The organism is Olsenella sp. DNF00959 (assembly GCF_001553055.1).
GTDB lineage: Bacteria > Actinomycetota > Coriobacteriia > Coriobacteriales > Atopobiaceae > Olsenella_I > Olsenella_I phocaeensis.
In genome coordinates this window covers 343,868-363,249 of the sequence record NZ_KQ960133.1, presented here as the reverse complement: position 1 = coordinate 363,249, position 19,382 = coordinate 343,868, and the positions used below count along the sequence as shown (strand labels likewise).

Annotated in this window: 16 protein-coding genes; 10 read left to right on the top strand and 6 right to left on the bottom strand. The window is 67.6% G+C overall.

All coding sequences use genetic code 11. The features are described from left to right. Window positions 1-249 precede the first annotated feature (249 nt). Both HMPREF1868_RS08570 and HMPREF1868_RS08565 read right to left on the bottom strand, forming a co-directional pair. Window positions 250-1,164 (bottom strand): CPBP family intramembrane glutamic endopeptidase, encoded by a 915-nt coding sequence (locus HMPREF1868_RS08570; RefSeq protein ID WP_062531669.1) that lies wholly within the window; start codon window positions 1,162-1,164, stop codon window positions 250-252. A 68-nt stretch (window positions 1,165-1,232) separates the two neighbouring features. Further along, window positions 1,233-1,883 (bottom strand): TetR/AcrR family transcriptional regulator, encoded by a 651-nt coding sequence (locus HMPREF1868_RS08565; protein WP_009278487.1) that lies wholly within the window; start codon window positions 1,881-1,883, stop codon window positions 1,233-1,235. A gap of 207 nt (window positions 1,884-2,090) precedes the next feature. Between HMPREF1868_RS08565 and HMPREF1868_RS08560 the strand changes: the two genes are divergently transcribed. The 3 genes from HMPREF1868_RS08560 to HMPREF1868_RS08550 all read left to right on the top strand — a co-directional run bounded on the left by HMPREF1868_RS08560 (window position 2,091) and on the right by HMPREF1868_RS08550 (window position 3,918). Further along, window positions 2,091-2,525, top strand: coding sequence for a cupin domain-containing protein (locus HMPREF1868_RS08560; RefSeq protein WP_009278486.1), 435 nt, complete (start codon window positions 2,091-2,093; stop codon window positions 2,523-2,525). A 121-nt stretch (window positions 2,526-2,646) separates the two neighbouring features. Next, window positions 2,647-3,498: an aldo/keto reductase gene (locus tag HMPREF1868_RS08555; RefSeq protein WP_009278485.1), complete on the top strand. Its 852-nt coding sequence runs from the start codon at window positions 2,647-2,649 to the stop codon at window positions 3,496-3,498. 99 nt (window positions 3,499-3,597) lie between these two features. After that, window positions 3,598-3,918, top strand: coding sequence for a carboxymuconolactone decarboxylase family protein (locus HMPREF1868_RS08550; RefSeq protein ID WP_009278484.1), 321 nt, complete (start codon window positions 3,598-3,600; stop codon window positions 3,916-3,918). 375 nt (window positions 3,919-4,293) lie between these two features. Here the strand turns inward: HMPREF1868_RS08550 and HMPREF1868_RS08545 are convergent, their stop codons facing one another. Both HMPREF1868_RS08545 and HMPREF1868_RS08540 read right to left on the bottom strand, forming a co-directional pair. Next, window positions 4,294-5,481, bottom strand: coding sequence for a branched-chain amino acid aminotransferase (locus HMPREF1868_RS08545; RefSeq protein ID WP_082719623.1), 1,188 nt, complete (start codon window positions 5,479-5,481; stop codon window positions 4,294-4,296). A 487-nt stretch (window positions 5,482-5,968) separates the two neighbouring features. Next, entirely contained in the window at window positions 5,969-8,767 is a 2,799-nt protein-coding gene (locus tag HMPREF1868_RS08540; protein ID WP_062531668.1) for a magnesium-translocating P-type ATPase, read from the bottom strand. A gap of 1,003 nt (window positions 8,768-9,770) precedes the next feature. On the opposite strand from HMPREF1868_RS08540, the gene glmU reads away from it, so the two are divergent. Further along, complete coding sequence (gene glmU / locus HMPREF1868_RS08535) at window positions 9,771-11,168, top strand: bifunctional UDP-N-acetylglucosamine diphosphorylase/glucosamine-1-phosphate N-acetyltransferase GlmU (RefSeq protein ID WP_009278481.1); 1,398 nt, start codon at window positions 9,771-9,773, stop codon at window positions 11,166-11,168. Beyond that, window positions 11,169-12,164, top strand: coding sequence for a ribose-phosphate diphosphokinase (locus HMPREF1868_RS08530; RefSeq protein ID WP_009278480.1), 996 nt, complete (start codon window positions 11,169-11,171; stop codon window positions 12,162-12,164). 196 nt (window positions 12,165-12,360) lie between these two features. Here HMPREF1868_RS08530 and HMPREF1868_RS08525 read toward each other — a convergent pair whose 3' ends face one another. Continuing rightward, a complete protein-coding gene (locus tag HMPREF1868_RS08525; RefSeq protein ID WP_062531667.1) occupies window positions 12,361-13,368 on the bottom strand; it encodes a serine hydrolase in 1,008 nt (335 codons plus the stop codon). A gap of 127 nt (window positions 13,369-13,495) precedes the next feature. Between HMPREF1868_RS08525 and HMPREF1868_RS08520 the strand changes: the two genes are divergently transcribed. Then, window positions 13,496-14,527 carry a zinc ribbon domain-containing protein gene (locus tag HMPREF1868_RS08520; protein WP_062531666.1) on the top strand — a complete coding sequence of 344 codons (1,032 nt, stop codon included), beginning with the start codon at window positions 13,496-13,498 and terminating at the stop codon, window positions 14,525-14,527. Between the two features lie 290 nt (window positions 14,528-14,817). Here the strand turns inward: HMPREF1868_RS08520 and pcp are convergent, their stop codons facing one another. Next, entirely contained in the window at window positions 14,818-15,429 is a 612-nt protein-coding gene (gene pcp / locus HMPREF1868_RS08515) for a pyroglutamyl-peptidase I (protein ID WP_009278477.1), read from the bottom strand. A gap of 118 nt (window positions 15,430-15,547) precedes the next feature. Between pcp and pth the strand changes: the two genes are divergently transcribed. From pth to gltA, 4 genes are all read left to right on the top strand, one after another. Continuing rightward, window positions 15,548-16,132 carry an aminoacyl-tRNA hydrolase gene (gene pth, locus HMPREF1868_RS08510; RefSeq protein ID WP_062531665.1) on the top strand — a complete coding sequence of 195 codons (585 nt, stop codon included), beginning with the start codon at window positions 15,548-15,550 and terminating at the stop codon, window positions 16,130-16,132. A gap of 87 nt (window positions 16,133-16,219) precedes the next feature. Further along, window positions 16,220-16,594, top strand: coding sequence for a TMEM175 family protein (locus HMPREF1868_RS08505; RefSeq protein WP_062531664.1), 375 nt, complete (start codon window positions 16,220-16,222; stop codon window positions 16,592-16,594). Window positions 16,595-16,778: 184 nt separating this feature from the next. Beyond that, entirely contained in the window at window positions 16,779-17,621 is an 843-nt protein-coding gene (locus tag HMPREF1868_RS08500) for a sulfide/dihydroorotate dehydrogenase-like FAD/NAD-binding protein (RefSeq protein WP_062531663.1), read from the top strand. Continuing rightward, entirely contained in the window at window positions 17,609-19,021 is a 1,413-nt protein-coding gene (gene gltA, locus HMPREF1868_RS08495; RefSeq protein WP_062531662.1) for an NADPH-dependent glutamate synthase, read from the top strand. The genes HMPREF1868_RS08500 and gltA overlap by 13 nt, the downstream gene beginning before the upstream one ends. Window positions 19,022-19,382: the final 361 nt, after the last annotated feature.

Sequence of the window (19,382 nt, the reverse complement as noted above, 5' to 3'; positions counted from 1 at the left end):
TTCAATGCCCAGAATCGTCGCGCGTGGAGTCGTCCGGCATCCTTCCCAACTCGGCAAAAATTGAAATTTTGCCGAGTTGCATGTGAGCTAGCTGGGGCCTTGCAAAACGAGTCAGCAAAATTTCGAATTCTGCGGACTTCGCCGGCGCGACGCGGCAACATGCGGACTTCGCCGGCGCGGCACGGCAACCTCACGCGAGAGCCTGCGTACCCGGACGGCACGCGACGGCGGCACGCGGCAGTCCGGCCGCTACTCCTCCACGAGCAGGGGCTCTCCGGCCCTCTCCAGGCGACGAAGCCTGGCAAGGAGCAGCGCCGCAGCCACGACGAAGCCCACGCCGCCCAGGATGCCCGTGGGCGCCGAACCCACGAGGGGATTGCCTGCCGTCCGCGCGAAGGCATAGCTCAGGCCCGCCGTCCCGTCGAGCGAGCCGTGCGCGAGCGTCGCCGGGATGCAACTGCCCGACCTCAGCGTGAGGTAGCTCAGAAACACCCCCACCACGGTGCAGTAGGCACAGCAGGCGACGACCCCCGCGACGGGAAATCCCGCGTAGCCCGCTCCGTACTCGCTGCCCAACACGACCAGAGGGGCGTTCCACGCGCCCCACACCAGGCCGCTCGCCAGAATCGCCCTGGTCACGGAGCCCTCCTCGAGCAGCTTGGGAAGAAGGTAGCCCCTCCAGCCCCACTCCTCCCCAAAGGAGTAGACGAAGTTGGCCATCGGGGCAACGACGATGATGCCCAATGCGAACGGGATTCCCTCGAACACGAGGTCGAGGTTGCCCAGCAGCGGCAGCTCCTCGCGCGCATAGCTCATGCTTGGGTCGAAGGCACCGAGAACGACCAGGTAGTAGAGGCAGGCTCCCACCGCCGCGAGCACGACGGGCCCAAGGTATCCCGCAAGCCAATAGCGCCAGGTCTTGTCGAAGCCCGCCGAGGTGAGGTGGGACGTGCCCTGGAACCCCTCCCCCGTGACGGCCCTCGTCACGATGACGGCGATCGAGGGCGCAAGCATGATCGCCCCCGTGACCAGCTTGGTGGCCATGGGCAGGTAGCTTGCCAGCGCGCTCCTGCTCATGGGGTACACCGCAAGGAACGCATACGCCCACGCGATCCCAAAAGTCACGAGCAGGACGATGAGGATCCGCCTTCTGGTGTCACTCATTCGGGAACCAGTCACCTGCCACTCTCGCCTGGCTGCGACTGCCGTGCCGAGGCCCGCTGGGCTGGCGGCTACCGTGCCGAGGCCCGCTGGGCTGGCGGCTGCCGTGCCGAGGCCTGCTGGGCTGTGGCCTGACGGGCCGCCGGTTCTCCGCCGACGTCACGCACGCTACGGACGCCGTCCTCGATCAGGCCGCCCAGGAGCTCGGCAAGCCGTTCGGGCGAGACGCGCCTTCCCCCTTCCACCCAACGGCGGAACATCACATGCGAGGCACCGCTGGCAAAAGAGTTGACGAGGTCCTTCTCCTCGGGCGGAAACGACGCGAAGGGGTCGAAGCCCTCCCGGTTGCTCCGCAGAGATCGTGCCGACACGGCCTGGAAGAGGTCCGCCCAGCGCGGGTCGCAGATGAGCCGCTCGGCAAAGGCGTCACGCGTGTAGAAGTCGACGAAGACCCGCGTGAGCCTCTTGTAGTCGTAGGGCACGGGCAGCTTGGAAACCTCGTCGGCGTATTGCTGGCACACCTCTGCGACCATGTCCTCATACAGCGCCTCGATGCAGCTGTAGTGCAGGTAGAAAGTCTTGCGATGTATGCCCGCGCGCTCCGACACTGATGTGACGGTCACTGCGTCGGGGCTGCCCTCCACCACAATCTGGCGAAACGCCTCCCTGATCGCGTCGCGCGTACGCCGCGAGCGCTGGCTCCTCTCGACCGCCTGATCCATGGCCCACACCCCCTCCCGGCCCATGCGACGTCCGTCATGCCACGCAAGGCACCACCTTGGGCACAAGTGGCCATTGAAGATGGGCGCGGCTGTGGCTAGCGTCTGGAACATACAGTATATCCACGTGAGCAGCGCGCCGGCACGTGGTCCGGGCCGGGAGTGGCCCCGAGCTGGCTTCCAGGAGGCACGCAGATAGGGGGACGCGACATGAAGTACCTCGACGGGGAAGAGTTCCAGAAGGCGGACGCCTTTGGCGTGGGAGGGCCCAACGACGCGTACGCGGCGTACTTCGTGGGCAACTCCTACCTCAAACTGCTGACGGACCCGAGCAAGGTCTCGCTCGCGGTGGCAAACGTGAGCTTCGAGCCGGGCTGCCGCAACAACTGGCACGTCCACCACGCCAGCGAGGGCGGCGGGCAGATCCTCATCTGCACGGCCGGAGAGGGCTGGTACCAGGAGTGGGGCAAGGAGCCCGTGGAGCTGACGGCGGGCAGCGTGGTCTCGATCCCGCCCGAGGTGAAGCACTGGCATGGCGCCAAGAGGGACAGCTGGTTCTCTCACCTTGCCATCGGCGTGCCTGGCAAGGACGCGTCCAACGAGTGGCTCGAGGCCGTGAGCGACGAGGACTACCTGGCGCTGTAGCTACGCCGGAGGCAGTCCGCGTCACGACATGCAATGACGCCGCAGCGGGCGATGCGGCGGCGGGGTGGGACGGTCTGCGGCAAACGGCACGAACGAGTCTTTATGGCGAGAGGAGCCAACGATGGTCCTTGAAGAGAGCTTCGTCCTGAGCAACGGCGTCAGCATTCCCAAGCTGGGGCTGGGAACCTGGTTCATCGACGACGGCAAGGCACCCGAGGCGGTGCGGCAGGCCGTGCGCCTTGGGTACCGGCACTTCGACACCGCCCAAGCCTACGGCAACGAGCGGGGCGTGGGCGAGGGCGTGCGCACGGCAGGCATCGCGCGCGAGGAGCTCTTCGTTACCACCAAGCTGGCAGCCGAGGCGAAGGACCACGCCACTGCGGCGGCGGCCATCGACGAGTCACTGAGAAAGGCAGGCCTCGACTACTTCGACCTCATGCTCATCCACAGCCCCCAGCCCTGGGCGAACTGGCGCGAGGGCAGCTACGCCGAGGGCAACCGCGAGGCCTGGGAGGCGCTGGAGGATGCGTACCGCGCGGGCAAGCTCCGTGCCATCGGCGTCGCCAACTTCGAGGAGGCGGACCTCCAGAACCTGGAGGCCGAGGACGTGCGGCCGATGGTCAACCAGCTCCTGGTCCACGTGGGCAACACCCCGGAGCAGCTCATCCGGCACTGCCGGGACAAGGGCATCCTGGTCGAGGCGTACTCTCCCGTCGCTCACGGCGCAATCCTGGACGACCCGAGGGTCGCCGGAATGGCCGAGCGCTACGGCGTGAGCGTGGCCCAGCTCTGCATCCGCTACGACCTGCAGCTGGGAACCCTCCCCCTGCCCAAGACGGCGAACCCCGACCACATGCGCCAGAACAGCGAGCTGGACTTCGAGATCTCTGACGAGGACATGGACACGCTGCGCGGCTACGACGCGGTCGACTACGGCAGCTATGCGGCGTTCCCCGTGTTCAGCGGAAAGTAGGGCGCCTGGAGCAGGGACGCGACGAGCGCGCGACGGGCACGCAGACGGGCGTTCGGCCCAGACGAATCGAGAAAAGGCATCAGGCGAGAGGGGCCAGGCATGGCAGTGAGGCAGACGGCAGGACGCGACCAGCTGGGCGAGTTTGCCCCCAAGTTCGCGGAGCTCAACGACGACGTGCTGTTCGGCGAGGTGTGGAGCCGGGAGGAGGAGCTCTCGCTGCGCGACCGCTCGCTGGTCACCGTGGTCGCGCTCATGGCGCAGGGGCTCGTCGACTCGTCGTTCAAGTACCACCTGATGACGGCGAAGAAGAACGGCATCACCAAGGAGGAGATCGCCGAGGTCATCACCCACGCCGCCTTCTATGCCGGCTGGCCCAAGGCCTGGGCCGCCTTCAACATGGCCAAGGAGGTCTGGGAGTAGGATACGGCCGTGCCGGGCTGGGTGTGGCTGGACCGAGCCGGAAGGCGCAGCGCCGCCCAATCTTGCGATCGTGGACTGAATTGGCCCCGCACGGCGGCAAAACTGTCCACACTGGCAAGACTAAGCCTTACAGCATGAGGCTTCGGGCGAGAGTGACGCGCGTACGATGCCGGCCGCACCGTCTCACCAACGACCCGCATTCACGCTCGTACCGCACGCCACGCGCCACGCTGCGCTCGTTCCCTATGCACGCAGAGCTTGCACCCGGACACATCACGCACGTCGACGCAACGCGCCCCGGGGCCGAAGCCCCGGGGCGTGGCATGTCTCACGCGACGAAGAGCATCACGGCAGCAACGCCGGCGCGCCTCTCGCCTACTCGACGTCGATCTTGTGGACCCAGTTGAACTTGTCCTCGACCTCGCCGGACTGGATGCCGGTCAGGGTCTCGCGCAGCTTCCTCATGACAGGTCCGACCTCGTCCATGCCGTAGACGACCTCGCCATCGGGGCCCACGACCTTGCCCACCGGCGAGATGACGGCCGCGGTGCCGCACATGCCGCACTCGACGAACTCGCCGATCTCGTCGAAGCGCACGGGACGCTGCTCGACGGTCATGCCCAGCATGTTCTGGGCCACATCCACCAGCGAGCGGCGCGTGATGGAGGGCAGGATCGAGTCGGTCGCAGACTGGGGAACCACCAGCGTGCCGTCCTTCTTGACGAAGAGGAAGTTGGCGCCGCCGGACTCCTCCACGAAGGTGCGGGTCTCGGGGTCGAGGAACATGTTGTCGGCGTAGCCCTCGGCATGCGCCTCGACGCTGGGATACAGCGACATGGCGTAGTTGAGGCCGGCCTTGATGTTGCCGGTACCATGGGGAGCTGCGCGGTCGTACTCCGAGACCTTGACCGCGACAGGCCTGACGCCGCCGGAGTAGTACGGGCCAACGGGGGTCACGAGGATGCGGAACTGGTACTCGTCGGCGGGCTTGACGCCGATGACGTCACCGGTGGCGATCATGAGCGGGCGCACGTACAGCGTGGCGCCAGAGCCGTAGGGCGGCACCCATGCGGCGTTGGCGCGTACGACCTTCTCGACGGCGTCGACGAAGCGGTCCTCGGGGAAGGGCGGCATCACGATGCGCCTGGCGGAACCGGCCATGCGGGCGGCGTTCTGGTCAGGACGGAAGCAGACCACGTCGCCGTTCTTGGTGGTGTACGCCTTGAGGCCCTCGAAGACCTCCTGGCAGTAATGGAAGATGCCCGCGCACTCGGAGAGCGTGATGCTGTGGTCGGTGGTAAGCGCGCCCTCGTCCCAGGCACCGTCCTTGTAGTTCGAGACGTAGCTGTAGTCCGTGGGCATGTAGCTGAAGCTGAGGTGCTCCCAGTCCAGGTCCTTCTTCTGCATGTGGCCCTCCTTGCCTTGTTTGTGGTTCGCGCGGGTGCGGCCCGGGAGCGTCCCAGGCGTCACCTCCGCCGCGATGCACAGTGTACTCTCGCCCTTGCGGGCGCCCTGAGTAGGTGACGCTCCCGAAACATGGGAGGGGCTTCTCCTCGCGTTCATCATCTGGTCAAGCATCTTGCGGGCGGGTGCCACCGGACGTCGGGACGCGGGTGGCAGGAGGCGCGGTGCGGGCTGGGCTCACCTTGGCTGTGGGAGGCGCGGGCTGCGCTCACTTCGGCTGTGGGAGGCGCAGGCGGCACATCACCGGCACAGGAGGCCCGAAGTGGGTGATTTCCGTCCCCTTGAAGGCGAGAAAACCACCCACTTCGAGCGCGCGACAGCAACTCACTCACCCATTTCTCGCCTCTCGCGCGCTAACGCCGAAGTGAGTGGTTACGCCCTTCTCGCCCGCGAGAGAACCACCCACTTCGGACGTGGCGTGACGACTCGCCCGCCCACTTCGAGCATGGCACGGCAGCTCGCCCGCCCACTTCGAGCCCGCCATGGTCGTCCGCCAACCCACTTCGAATCCGGCGCGCGGGAGGCCCGAAGTGGGTCGCGAGCCAGCAAGTAGGTCGTGGGCCAGCAGGCGAGCCGAGGCCAGTCGCTAGCCGCGGGCACGCCCTCGCACGCCCCGCACGAGGACGAGGCGGTTCGCCACCATTGCCACAAGCGCGTATGCCACGCAGACGACGGCCACGACCCCCAGCCCCCACGCGGGAAGCGCGGCGAAGTCCAGCGGCTCGGCCAGAGGCGAGAGGGGCAGCCATGCACCCAGGAGCCCCACCGCGACGGCGACCAGGGTCACGCGCCAGGAGGCGCGGCTCTGGACGAAGGGCAGCTTGCGCGTGCGCATGACCTGCACGGCCAGGAGCTGCGTGACCAGGCTCTCCGTGAACCAGGCGCCCTGGAAGACCGCCACGAAGAGGGCGCGCCGTGCCGCCATCCCCGCGCCGGCCGACGCGAGCTCCGCCCAACTGCCACCCGCGACGGCAGGGCAGACCCAGAAGAAGAGCAGGCCAAAGGTGAGAAGGTCGAACGCCGAGCTCACGGGCCCGATCCGCCTCATGTAGCCGCCCAGCGAGCCCACGTCCCAGCCGTTGGGCGCGGCCACGGACTCCTCGTCCACGTTGTCCCAGGGAATCGCCGTGCAGGCGATGTCGGAGAGCAGGTTGAGCAGGAGCATCTGGGTGGCACGCATGGGCAGGAAGGGCAGGAACAACGACGCGGCGAGCACGCTGAAGACGTTCCCGAAGTTCGAGCTGGCAGCGATGCGCACGTACTTCTCCATGTTTGCGAAGGTGTGACGACCGGCCATGATGCCCCTCTCCAGCACCATGAGGTCCTTCTCGAGGAGGATGATGTCCGCCGTCTCGCGCGCGACGTCGGTCGCCCCCTCCACGCTGATGCCACAGTCGCTCTGGCGCATGGCGGGGGCGTCGTTCACGCCATCCCCCATGTAGCCCACCACGTGGCCGTTGGCACGCAGCGCGGCCACCACACGGGCCTTCTGGTCGGGCGCGAGCTTGGCGAACACGGTGACGTCCTCGGCCACCTGCGCGAGCCGGGCGTCGTCCATGGCCTCCACGTCTGACCCCTCCAGCACGCCGCCCACGTCCAGGCCGATGGCACGGCACACGTGGACGGCGACTCGGGCGGAATCCCCCGTGAGCACCTTGGTCCCCACGCCGTGCGAGGCCAGGGCGGCGATGGCGGTCTTGCTCGACTCCTTGGGCGGGTCGAGGAAGGCGAGGAAGCCGATGAAGCGCATGTCGCGCTCGTCCTTGGTGCTCAGGACGCGCACGCCCGCAGGCTCGGCCTTGCGCGCCACGCCGAGGACGCGCATGCCCTCGCTCGCCATGGACGCCGCCCGCTCCATGACCTGCGTGCGCAGGTCGTCGCCCAGCGCGCACGCCTCCCCGCCCAGGTCGACCTCGCTGCAGGCCGCGAGCACTTCCTCGACCGCGCCCTTGGTGATCATGTGGGTCCTGCCCCGCTCGTCCCCCACCACGACGCTCACCAGGCGACGCTCGAAGTCGAAGGGAAGCTCGTCCACCAGCGTGTAGCGCTCAGCGAGCTCGTCGGCGCTGGGCAGGTCGCGCGCACCCGACGTCATGGCGACGCCAGTCGCGACCGCGCCGGCCTCGTCACTCTCGCCCGCGTCCCTCGCCGCCGCGCTCAGCTCCTGCGTGCGGCGGATGATGGCGGAGTCGACGAGGTTGCGCAGGCCGGTCTCGAAGAAGCTGTTCAGGAAGGCCTCGAAGAGCACGCGGTCGTCCTCCCGGCCCAGGGCGTCGAGGTGGCGTTCCAGGACGACGCGGTTCTCGGTGAGGGTGCCCGTCTTGTCGGTGCAGAGGACGTCGATCGATCCCAGGTTCTGCACGGCGTCGAGGCGCTTCACGATGGCCTTGCCGCGGCTCAGGTCCTGAGCGCCCTTGGCCAGGCAGGCGGTCACGATCATGGGCAGCATCTCGGGCGTGAGTCCCACGGCGACGCTCGAGGCGAAGAGCAGGGCGGCGAGCCAGTCCCCCTTGGTGAGGCCGTTCGCAAGCAGGACCAGAGGGGCGATGACCAGGGTCATCCTCATGAAGAGCGCGCCAACCTCGTCAAGGCTGCGCTGGTAGGCGCCCTTGGGACGCACCTCTCCAAGCGAGCTGGCAACGCGTCCGAAGGCGGTCCCCTCTCCCACGGCGACCACGACGCAGCTAGCCCCGCCCGAGATGACGGTGGACCCCATGAGGGCGACGTTGGGCAGGTCGGTGACCTCCCGGCTGGCGGCAGCGCACTCGTCCAGCGCGGCGGCGCAGCGCTCAACGGGAGCGCTCTCGCCCGTGAGGGAGGCCTGGCTGACGAAGAGGTCGCGCGCGTGGGTGAGGCGCACGTCGGCGGGGACGATGTCGCCCGCGCGCAGGTGGATGACGTCGCCCACCACGACCTGGTCGAGCGGGAGCTCGGCGCGTCCGACGTCCGCGCGCTCGACGCAGCAGGTGGTCTGGATCGAGCGCGCCAGCGCCTCCGCGGCGTTTGCGCTGCGGCGCTCCTGCACCTCGCGCATGAGGACCGAGATGCCCACCATGACCAGGATGATGAGGGTGGTGGATGGGTCGCGCTGGCCAGGCTGGGCAAATGCGACGTCAGTCACGAACGAGACGATGGCCAGCACGACGAGGATGTCAGTGAAGGGGTCCGAGAACACGGACAGCAGACGAGAGAAGACGGACGGCCGATCGGGCGCGCCCACCACGTTGGTGCCCCACTCGGCGCGGGACTCCTCGACCTCCTCGGGCCCGAGGCCCGCCTCATGGCTCTTGAGCTCGTCGAACGCCTGGTCGATGGACAGGGTTGCGAGGTGGCGCAGCCAGGAGAGCCTCAGCTCCCCAGCAGTGCCGACGTTGATCAGGGACATGCTATGGCCCCCTCCCTCCAGCTGGTCCCGCCTGCATGGCGGAAACCAGGGTCAGGGGGCGCAGGCGCTCGGGCTTGCTAGCTCAGACACGGCGCGGCAAAGGCGCGGGCAGGCGCCCCCTCTCGGAAATTGCATGATCGACTGTGACCAAGACCGACGTCCATGGGGCACCTCCTTGGGGTCAGGGACTCCCGTCCCTCTCGCCTTGCCTGAAAGCCTGCCGGGCCATCCCTGGCGCAACGGCGTGTGCGGCACGCGGGTTCGCTGCGTGCCCATGCCTCGACGCATGTATACCCGAGCACGGACCATCTTGAACCCCTTCACCACCAAAGGCAAGCCCGGCGGGCCGTCTCGATCCGGCAGAAGGATCGCTTTGGGCTGACGAGAGGAACCCGCCACGGGCTTCCCGCACAAAGAGAGGAACCCGCCACAGGCTTCCCGCGCAAAGGTGACAATGTGAGCGGACAAGATGCCGCCGCAAGTTTGAAGTGGGTGGCAGGTTGCCACCGCAGGCCCAAGGTGGGTGGTTCTCTCGCCTGGCGGAGCCTTGCAACAACCCACTTCGCCCGCGGCGCGCCGGAACGCCGATGTGGGTGGGCGGACGACCACGCCGAGGTCGAAGTGGGTGATTCTTGCGCAGCCGAGAGGGGCGGAACCACTCACTTCGGGGCTCGCACGCCACACGGGGCTCGCACGCCACACGGGGCTCGCACGCCGCATAGGGCTCGCACGCCGCATAGGGCTCGCACGCCATCGCGGGATGTGGAAGACATGCGAGTCCCCCGATGCCGGCGCGGCATTACGCACACGAGCCTCGGATGGTCGTCACGACGCCTCACCCCGTACCCCATGGCACCCGCGCGTTCCCATGTGTTCATCGTCTGAGCAATCCGCTGCCCGCAAACCGACGTTTCTCCCCGACAACGCGAGCGCGTTATGATGAGATTGCCGTGTCCTGCCGCGACGCGGCAAAACCGAGACCGTTCATCGTTGGAGGCCCTACATGCCCGTAACCGCGATCATCCTCGCCGCCGGCGAGGGAACGCGCATGAAGTCTCGCCATCCCAAGGTAATGCACAAGATGCTCGACCACCCCATGATCTGGTGGGCCGCCGACTCCGCCCGCAAGGCGGGGGTCGAGCGCATCGTCGTGGTCGTGGGCAACGGCGCCGACGAGGTGCGCGACTACTTCGCCCATGACGAGCTGGGCGCAAGCGTCGAGTTCGTCGAGCAAGCCGAGCGCCTGGGCACCGGCCATGCCGTCCGCGTGGCGCGCGACGCCCTCGGCGCCTTCGAGGGACCCACCGTGGTGATGTACGGCGACACCCCGCTGGTGCGCCCCCAGACCATCAGGTCGCTCATCGACCAGGCGAGAGACACGCACGCCGCGTGCACCGTGCTCACCATGACGCCGGACGACCCCACGGGCTACGGCCGCATCCTGAGCGAGGACGGCCAGGTCAAGGCCATCATCGAGCACAAGGACTGCACCCCCGGGCAGCGCGAGGCCCTCAGGGAGTGCAACTCCGGCCTCTACTGCTTCTGCGGACGCCGCCTGACCCAGAACCTGGACAAGATCGGCAACGACAACGTCCAGGGCGAGTACTACATCACCGACATGGTGGGCATCTACGCCCAGATGGGCGAGCCCGTGAGCGCCGTGCACTGCGAGGACGCCGGCGAGCTCCTGGGCGTCAACAGCCGATCGCAGCTCGCCGCCGTGACCAAGATCATGCAGCGCCGCATCAACGAGGGCCTCATGGCCGCCGGCGTCACCATGATGGACCCCGAGCAGGTCTGGGTGGGACCCGAGGCGACCGTCGGCCAGGACACCGAGCTCCTGCCCCAGACCTTCGTGTGGGGAAGGAGCCACGTGGGCTCCGACTGCGTCGTGGGCCCCAACAGCCGGCTCGTCAACGCGAGCGTGGGCGACGGCTGCCTGGTGGACGAGACGATCATCGTGGACTCCGCGATCGACGACGAGGTCAAGTGTGGCCCGCGCGCCTACCTGCGCGGCGGCGCCCACTTCCACAAGGGTGCCAAGGCAGGCACCCACGTCGAGATAAAGGGCTCCGAGGTGGGCGAGAACTCGAAGGTGCCGCACCTCTCCTACATCGGTGACGCGACCCTAGGCCGCGACGTCAACATCGGCGGCGGCTCCATCACCTGCAACTACGACGGGAAGCACAAGAGCCACACCCAGATCGGAGACCACGTCTTCGTGGGCTCCGACACCATGATGGTGGCCCCCGTGACCATTGGCGACAACGCGCTCATCGGCGCGAGTTCGTGCATCACCAGAGACGTGCCGGCGGGAGCCCTCTCACTGGAGCGCTCGAGGCAGTACGTCCAGGAGGGCTGGGCGGATCAGTACTGGGAGAGACTTGGGAAAGAGGAGTAGATGTACGAGAACCTGTGCAAGCCGCTCAACGTCGAGAAGGAGATAAAGCTCTTCTCCGGCACCGGTAACCCGGAGCTGTCGAAGCGGGTCGCCAAGATCCTGCACCTCGAACTGCAGGGCCTGCACCTGGAGAAGTTCGCAAACGGCGAGACCTACGCGCGCTTCGTGGAGTCCGTCCGCGGCGACGAGGTCTTCTTCATCCAGACCCTGGCCGGCCCCAACGTCAACGACCTGCTCATGGAGACGCTGATCGTGGCAGACGCGGCCACGCGCGCCTCCGCGGACAACTTCACCGTGGTCATCCCCCACTACGGCTACGCGCGCCAGGACCGCAAGGCCGCGCCGCGCGAGCCCATCACCGCCCGCCTGGTGGCCAACCTGCTCGAGGCCGCCGGCGTGGACCGCGTGATCACGCTTGACCTGCACTCCAACCAGATCCAGGGCTTCTTCGACATCCCCGTGACCCACCTCACCGCCCTCTACCTCTTTGGCGACTACTTCAAGGAGAAGGACTTCGACTGGGAGAACACCGTCGTGGTCTCGCCCGACATGGGCCGCGCGAAGGTCGCCAAGAAGCTCAGCGACTACCTGGGCTGCGAGGTCGCCATCGCCCACAAGAGCCGCCCCAAGCACAACGCCGCCGAGGTCATGGGCATCATTGGCAACATCAAGGGCAAGACCTGCATCATCAACGACGACATGATCGACACCGCGGGCACCCTGGTGGGGTCGATCAACAAGCTCAAGGAGATGGGCGCGGGCGACATCTACATCAGCGCCACCCATGGCATCTTCTCGGGCCAGGCCGTCGAGCGCATCGAGAGCGCCCCCATCGTGGAGTGCGTGGTGTCTGACGCCATCCCCTGCGCTGTGGCCAACCAGCCCGGCTCCAAGATCAAGACCGTATCCGTCGCGCAGGAGCTGGCCGACGCGATCTACGCCGTGTACGTGAACACCCCCGTGTCCGGCGTGTTTGGCGGCAACTCCGAGATGTAGCGCTGCCAGAAGCGCAAACCACCGGCAGCGAGCATGGGCAACATGCGCCCTGTAGCTTGCTTCGGTTCCTGAGCTCGACCCCTTGGGCGCCCCGGCTTCGGCCGGAGCACCCTTCTTCTCTGGGAAGTGGGTCGAGGGCGCGCGACGATGGGGTGCGGCGTGCAGGCGAGAACGGCCTGCGTCCGCGCCCGGGGGGCTAGGGCTCCCGCACCGCCTCCCAGACGGCGGTCGAGACGCGCGCCATGAGGGCGTCCGCCTGGCCCTGGTCCATCCCCGTGGTCATGACGACGAGCACGTAGGGGTGGTCTCCCAGGACGATGCCGCCGTCGTGGCGCACGCCGTCCAAGCTCCCCGTCTTGTGCGCGAACGCGACCCCATCCGGCAGCCCCTGCGCCAGGCCTCGCGTATCCGCCTGGTCCTCGAGCCAACCCAAGGCGCGCTCGGAGGCCTCAGGGCTCACGAGCTCCCCGCGCGCCACCATGAGCAGCAGCCTCGCCTGGTCGCTCGCGCTCGTGTAGTTCTCGCGCCCGGAGGCGGCCGCAACCGTGTCCATCATCTTGCGGCGGAGGCTCGTGTCGGCAAGCCCAAGCCGCTGACACTCCTCGTTCACCGCATCCATGCCCAGGGCGTCGATGAGCAGGTTGGTGGCCATGTTGTCGCTCTGTCCGATCATGTATGCCGCAAGCTGCCCATAGCTGAGCCAGGTGCCCGCGCGCATGCCCTGCACCACGCCCGAGCCTGCCACGCGGTCCTGACCGCGCAGGATGGTGCCGTCCGCAAGCGAGATGCGGCCGTCCTGGGCCTCCTGCAAGAGCGTCGCCATCACCACAGTCTTGATCATGCTGGCCGAGGGGACGCGCTCCTCTCCCCCAAGGGAGAATCCCGTGGTGCTGCCATCCACCGACTCGTAGGCGACGTAGGCGCTTCCGGAGTGGCCGGCGAGCGCCGCCTCGACCGCCGCCTGGATGGGGGCTGAGTCACGCGGCCACGTGCCCGACGAGGAGTCGCCCGGGGACGCGTCGCTCACCGTGGGCCACGCCGTCTTCTGTCCCGCCGTGGCCTGGTCCGACGCGCCAGGCTGGCTTGCCTGGCCTTCCGCCGCGCCCGGGCCACTCACGACCCGAGGCGAGCAGGCGCCCAGGAGGCAGGGGGCGACTGCCGCGAGGGTGGCGAGGGCGACAAGGGCTATTCTGGAATGGTGCATGTTCACGCCTCACGTACGCAGGTCTTTGACGTTCTGGCGCCTCGAGGCGCGGACGGGTCGGACGATAGCCCAGCCAACCATGGTACCTGCCATGAAGCCTTGCCCACGCGAGCTCACGGAGGAAGCGATGGCCGGAAACAACTTTTGCGTCCACTGCGGGGCTCCCCTCCAGGAGGGCGCCCGCTTCTGCACCAACTGCGGAGCGCCCGTGCAGGCCCTCGTCGACGGCGGCGCTACCGAGCCCACGAGTGACGCTTCGGCAACGGAGCCCCAGCCCGACCAGACGCAGCGGCTCGCGGCTCCCGGGGAGGCCGCTCCCATGCAGCCTGCGGGAGCCCAGCCTTACGTGCCCGTGAGGCCCGGCAGTCCCCATCCCCAGGCTGCGTTTGCGCAGGCTCCCTATGCACGGGCGACCTCCGCCGTCGCAGGCGGCGACAACCGCCACAGGACCATCGTCGTCATCGCCGTCGTCGTGGCGGCGCTGGTGGCCCTCGCCCTCGTGGCCGCACTCGCCCACGCGTGGCTGTCGGGCACGGGCACGGGCGGCAACGATGGGCAAGCCCAGCAGGGCCAGCAACAGGGTGACTCCGATGGCGAGGCAAACGGCGACGCCTCGAGGAAGCAGGAGGACGACAAGGCGGGGGCCGAGGCAGAGGCCAAGAAGAAGGAAGAGGAGGCCGAGGCCCAGGAGGAGAAGGCCAAGAAGGAGTCCCTCGACCAGCAGGACAGCGCCTTCCACGACTCCCTGGTCTCGTACTACAACGTGCTCTCCGACTACGACGCGCGCGTGCGTGACGCGGCCTCGAACTTCAACGCGTCGTTCCTCTCCAAGGACATGGACCTCAGGCGCAGCCTTGCCAGCAGCTGCTCCAGCCTCAAGGTCGAGCTCCAAGGCAAGGTGGACTCCCTGGGCAAGATGACGGCACCGGAGGGGTCCGCGTGGACCACGCAGCTCTCGCAGATCCGCCAGTGCTACCAGGACCACCTGAGCCGTGTCACGGTGATGGACTCCGCCTGGCAGGTTGACCTGCGCTACCCGGACCCGGAGCCCCACCAGTCAGAGATCTTGGGACCGATCTCTGCCGGGAACCTGGACGGCTCCAACAAGAACGCAGCGCTGGACGACTACGAGAAGCTGTACCCACAGATCACGCTGTAGGAGCGTAGGCGCAGGCGATGGCGCTGGACCCGGGCGCGCATGGTTCGACGTTCACGCCGTTACGCACGAGATTGCCAGCGAGCACGCTCTTGCGCACATGAGCCAGTCCCATCAACTGGGCAAACGCGATGCGGCATGTGCGTTTGAGCGTGAGCGACGAGGCGTGCGTGCGTTCGAGCGTGCCCGGCGGCCGGGTGCGTGCGTTCGAGCGTGAGTGATGAGCCGTACGCGGGCAATGGCGCGCGTGACGCATGGCGTGCACGGCAAACGTCAGGCGAGAGAGGCGCGCCTCACGCCTCGAGGCAGGCCCCCAGCATGAGCTCAAGCCCACGCGTGGCAACGTCCAGCGACATGCTGGGCACGTCCGACCCAAGCGCCGCAGCCTGCTGGGGCAGGTAGGGCAAGTGGACGAAGCCGCCCCTCACGCCCGGCCTCCCGCCGCGCAGGCAGTCCAACAGGCAGAAGAGAAGCTCGTTGCACACGTAGGTCCCGGCCGTGTACGAGACCGCCGCAGGCACGCCGCCGTCAGCGGCCGCGCGCGCCATGCCCGCCACAGGCAGGGTGGAGAAAAGCGCGTCCGGGGCACCCTCGAGGATGCGCTCGCCAAGGGGCTGCCTGCCGGCGTTGTCCGGAATGCGTGCGTCACGCCAGTTGATGCCCACGAACTCCGGCATGACCTTGGAGCGCCCGCCCGCCTGTCCCACGCAGAGCACCAGTTCGGCGTCACAGGCCTCCAGCTCCTCGCGCAGCCTCGCGAAGGCGCCGCCGAACTCCACGGGAAGCACGACGCGCACGAGCTCCCTGCCCAGGATGGTATCCGGAAGCGATCGGACCGCCTCCCAGGACGGGTTGGTCGCCTCTCCCCCAAAGGGCTCGAAGCCCGTGACAAGAACCTTGCCCATGGTACCGCCTTCCGACGCTCTCCTGCGTCCGCATGATACGACAGCGCAGGTCCTGGACGAGGTGCCTCTCCCCTGCGCTATGCTCTTTGCAACGAACGGCTACGCAAGAGAGGCTGGCATGAAGGCGGCACCCAAGGCACCCAAGCAGATTTCCCTCATCTGCGGGCTGGGAAACCCCGGTCCCGAATACGCCGAGACCCGACACAACGCGGGCTTCGCGACCGTCGACCTGCTGGCCGAGCGCGCGGGCGTGCGCTACTGGAAGAGCCAGGCGGGCTGCGACGTCGCGCGCATCGGCTGGACGTCGGCGGGAGAGGCGCGCGAGGTCGTCCTCGCAAAGCCGCAGAGCTACATGAACACCAGCGGCGGCCCGCTCTCGAAGCTCATGAGGGAGCTGCGCGTGGGACCGCAGGAGGTCCTGGTGGTCCACGACGAGGTGGACCTCCCGCAGGGCCAGGTGCGCGCCAAGTTTGGCGGTGGCCTCAACGCGCACAACGGACTCCGCTCCGTCGCGGACAAGCTGGGCACGCGCGACTTCGCCAGGCTGCGCTTCGGCGTGGGCAGGCCCCCGGGAAAGATGAGCGTGGCAGACTACGCCCTCCGCCAGCTCAAGGGCGGCTTCCTGGACGAGCTCAGGCTCACCGCGCAAGACGCGGCGGACCTGGCCGAGCGCTGCCTCGACGGGAACGTGAGCTGGGACTAGACGACGCGTACGACTGGCACGTCCAAACGGACAGCGCTGGAACGGCCGGGCGTCTTCGCGCGACCGCATTCCGGGGGAGGGCAACGCATGGAAACCGACAAGCTCGAGGCGTTCTCGGATGGCTGCATCGCCATATTCATCACCATCATCCTCCTGACCTTCCACGCCCCCGACGGCGGGACCTACCGCGACCTCCTCGCCTTCGTCCCCAGCCTCCTCTGCTACCTGATGAGCTTCATCGTCATCGCCATCTACTGGGGCAACCACCATCACCTCCTCCACGTCATCAAGAACGTGAACGGCAAAGTGATGTGGGCGAACCACGCCCTGCTCTATGCCGCGGGTGCCATCGTGTCGCTCTGGCTCCCGTGGGTCGCCCTCGCCATGTACTTCATCGTCAACGTCATCTGGTTCGTCCCCGACCGTCGCATCAGCAGGGCGCTGGACGCCCGTCCGGAGTAGGACCGGAACTCCCCTGCGGCAACGGCCGCGACGCCCCTCTCACCAGAGCTGAATAAATCGGCTAAAGGCGAAGTTGCGTACGCAAGCGGACCCTTTGAGCATAAAATGGACGAGGCCGCCGCAATTGGGGGACGCGGCTCGCCAGTTTGCTGTACGAATGATGCTTCAGGAGAGGAGCCATTTGATGTACAAGATCCTCGAGAAGACTCAGTTCTCGGAGAAGGTGTTCAAGTTCCGCATCGAGGCACCCGAGATGGCCAAGCACGCGCATGCCGGCCAGTTCCTCATGGTGCGCGCCAACGAGAAGGGCGAGCGCGTGCCGTTCACCTTCGCGGACTGGAACGCCGAGGAGGGCTGGGTCGAGTTCATCTTCATGGTGATCGGCAAGACCACCCAGATGCTCTCTGGCTACGAGGCGGGCGACGAGCTGCAGGACGTCACCGGACCGCTGGGCCAGCCCACCGAGATGGGCCCCGGCAAGTGGGCCGTCATCGGCGGCGGCGTGGGCCTGGCCATCGCCTTCCCCGTCGCGCGCCAGCTCGCGGCAACCGGCCACGAGGTCCACGCCATCATGGGCGCCCGCACCAAGGACCTGCTGCTGCTCGAGGAGCAGTTCCGCTCCATCCTGCCCGAGGACCACATCCATATCACCACGGACGACGGCTCCTATGGCGAGAAGGGCGTCGTCACCGCACCCCTGGAGCGCCTGCTCCAGGACAAGGCCGTCGACCAGGTCTTCTGCGTCGGCCCCGTGCCCATGATGAAGTTCTCCACCCTCACTGCCGAGAAGTACGGCATCCCCATCATCGCGTCGCTCAACCCCATCATGGTGGACGGCACGGGCATGTGCGGCTGCTGCCGCGTCGAGGTGGACGGCCAGACCAAGTTCGCCTGCGTCGACGGCCCCGACTTCGACGCAACCAAGGTCGACTGGAACGACCTGCGCGCCCGTCAGGCCGCGTACCGCACCGAGGAGGGCCAGGCCCTCAAGGCCTACGAGGAGGCGAACTGCGCATGCCAGAGGTAAACGGCCGTTGGGTTGCCGACATGAAGTCGCCCCGCACCACAGACAACGAGGAGCCCGCCGCCGAGCGCGCGCTCGACTTCCGTCCCGTCGACAAGGGCTTCACCGAGGAGATGGCCGTGGCCGAGGCCGCGCGCTGCATGAGGTGCAAGAAGCCCCTCTGCGTCCAGGGCTGCCCCGTCAACATCAACATCCCCGCCTTCATCGAGGCCATCTACGACAAGGAGTACGGCAAGGGACTCGACGTCATCCGCGAGCAGTCCATGCTGCCCGCCATCTGCGGCCGCGTCTGCCCGCAGGAGAGCCAGTGCGAGGGCATGTGCATCCGCGGCAAGAAGGGCGATCCCGTGGCCATCGGCCAGCTTGAGCGCTTCCTGGGCGACCAGCCCGAGCTTGCCAGCGCACCCCAGATGGCACCCAAGAACGGCATGAAGGTCGCCGTCATCGGCTCCGGCCCCTCCGGCATCACCTGCGCCGGCGAGCTGGCCCGCAACGGCTTCGACGTCACCGTCTTCGAGGCCTTCTTCACCGGCGGCGGCGTGCTGGTCTACGGCATTCCCGAGTTCCGCCTTCCCAAGGCCGTCGTCAAGCGCGAGATCGACGGGCTCAAGGAGATGGGCGTCAAGTTCGAGTTCAACTCCGTCATGGGCCGCCTGGCCGACGCGGAGGAGCTCCTGGGCGAGAAGGGCTTCGACGCCATCTACGTGGCCACCGGCGCCGGACTGCCCAAGTTCCTCAACATCCCCGGCGAGAACCTGCCCAACGTGTTCTTCGCCAACGAGTACCTCACCCGCGTCAACCTGATGAAGGCCAACGGCTTCCCCGAGTACGACACCCCCACCAAGCACGGCAAGAACGTCGTCGTCTTTGGCGGCGGCAACGTGGCCATGGACGCCGTGCGCACCGCGAAGCGCCTGGGTGCCGAGCGCGCGGTCATCGCCTACCGACGCACCGAGGACGAGATGCCCGCCCGTAAGGCCGAGCTGCACCACGCCAAGGCCGAGGGCGTCGAGGTCATGCCCCTGGTCTCGCCGCTGGAGTTCGTCGCCGGCGAGGACGGCAACGTCTGTGCCGTGCGCGTGCAGAAGATGGAGCTCGGCGAGCCCGACGACTCTGGCCGCCGCCGCCCCGTGCCCATCGAGGGCGCGATCGAGGAGATTCCCTGCGACGTGGCCATCTCTGCCATCGGCACCAACGCGAACCCCTTCGCCAAGCTGATCGGCGGCATGGAGCTCAACAAGTGGGGCTACATCGAGGCCGACGAGAACGGCCAGACGAGCAACCCCAAGATCTGGGCCGGCGGAGACATCGTCACCGGTGCCGCCACCGTCATCCTGGCCATGGGCGCCGGCAAGAAGGCCGCTGCGGCCATGACCGCCGCGCTCACCGGCAAGGGCGAGTAGCGGGCGAGACACGCGGCGCGGCAGGCATGCAGCGTACTCGGCTTCGTGCAGGCGAGAGGAGCCCACGGAGTTGGATTGAGACTCGGACCCCGACGGAGGGTTTTCTCTCCGCCGGGGTCTTTTTGTATGCGGACGATAGGCGACAGGGCGCGAGTGCGTCGAACGCGTGCACTTGAGCAGCAAGTACGTCGAACGCGCACAATCTGGCCGCGGCTACGTCGAACGCGCGCACTTGAGCAGCAAGTACGTCGAACGCGCGCGCAAAACTCCCGAGTACGTCGAACGCGTCTCTCGCCTCGCAAACCCGCAGGTAAAATTTCGCGCTCAGACGCGTTGGACGTAGTCGACGATTTAACTGACG

What these genes read in the sequence shown, in the direction of transcription:
- HMPREF1868_RS08545 (WP_082719623.1), bottom strand. Translation starts at nt 5,481, where the DNA reads ATGAACGCGAGGAGAAGCCCCTCCCATGTTTCGGGAGCGTCACCTACT.
- gltA (WP_062531662.1), top strand. Translation starts at nt 17,609, where the DNA reads ATGCCAGAGGTAAACGGCCGTTGGGTTGCCGACATGAAGTCGCCCCGC.
- HMPREF1868_RS08530 (WP_009278480.1), top strand. Translation starts at nt 11,169, where the DNA reads ATGTACGAGAACCTGTGCAAGCCGCTCAACGTCGAGAAGGAGATAAAG.
- pth (WP_062531665.1), top strand. Translation starts at nt 15,548, where the DNA reads ATGAAGGCGGCACCCAAGGCACCCAAGCAGATTTCCCTCATCTGCGGG.
- HMPREF1868_RS08555 (WP_009278485.1), top strand. Translation starts at nt 2,647, where the DNA reads ATGGTCCTTGAAGAGAGCTTCGTCCTGAGCAACGGCGTCAGCATTCCC.
- HMPREF1868_RS08550 (WP_009278484.1), top strand. Translation starts at nt 3,598, where the DNA reads ATGGCAGTGAGGCAGACGGCAGGACGCGACCAGCTGGGCGAGTTTGCC.
- pcp (WP_009278477.1), bottom strand. Translation starts at nt 15,429, where the DNA reads ATGGGCAAGGTTCTTGTCACGGGCTTCGAGCCCTTTGGGGGAGAGGCG.
- HMPREF1868_RS08520 (WP_062531666.1), top strand. Translation starts at nt 13,496, where the DNA reads ATGGCCGGAAACAACTTTTGCGTCCACTGCGGGGCTCCCCTCCAGGAG.
- HMPREF1868_RS08505 (WP_062531664.1), top strand. Translation starts at nt 16,220, where the DNA reads ATGGAAACCGACAAGCTCGAGGCGTTCTCGGATGGCTGCATCGCCATA.
- HMPREF1868_RS08500 (WP_062531663.1), top strand. Translation starts at nt 16,779, where the DNA reads ATGTACAAGATCCTCGAGAAGACTCAGTTCTCGGAGAAGGTGTTCAAG.
- HMPREF1868_RS08565 (WP_009278487.1), bottom strand. Translation starts at nt 1,883, where the DNA reads ATGGATCAGGCGGTCGAGAGGAGCCAGCGCTCGCGGCGTACGCGCGAC.
- HMPREF1868_RS08570 (WP_062531669.1), bottom strand. Translation starts at nt 1,164, where the DNA reads ATGAGTGACACCAGAAGGCGGATCCTCATCGTCCTGCTCGTGACTTTT.
- HMPREF1868_RS08525 (WP_062531667.1), bottom strand. Translation starts at nt 13,368, where the DNA reads ATGCACCATTCCAGAATAGCCCTTGTCGCCCTCGCCACCCTCGCGGCA.
- HMPREF1868_RS08540 (WP_062531668.1), bottom strand. Translation starts at nt 8,767, where the DNA reads ATGTCCCTGATCAACGTCGGCACTGCTGGGGAGCTGAGGCTCTCCTGG.
- glmU (WP_009278481.1), top strand. Translation starts at nt 9,771, where the DNA reads ATGCCCGTAACCGCGATCATCCTCGCCGCCGGCGAGGGAACGCGCATG.
- HMPREF1868_RS08560 (WP_009278486.1), top strand. Translation starts at nt 2,091, where the DNA reads ATGAAGTACCTCGACGGGGAAGAGTTCCAGAAGGCGGACGCCTTTGGC.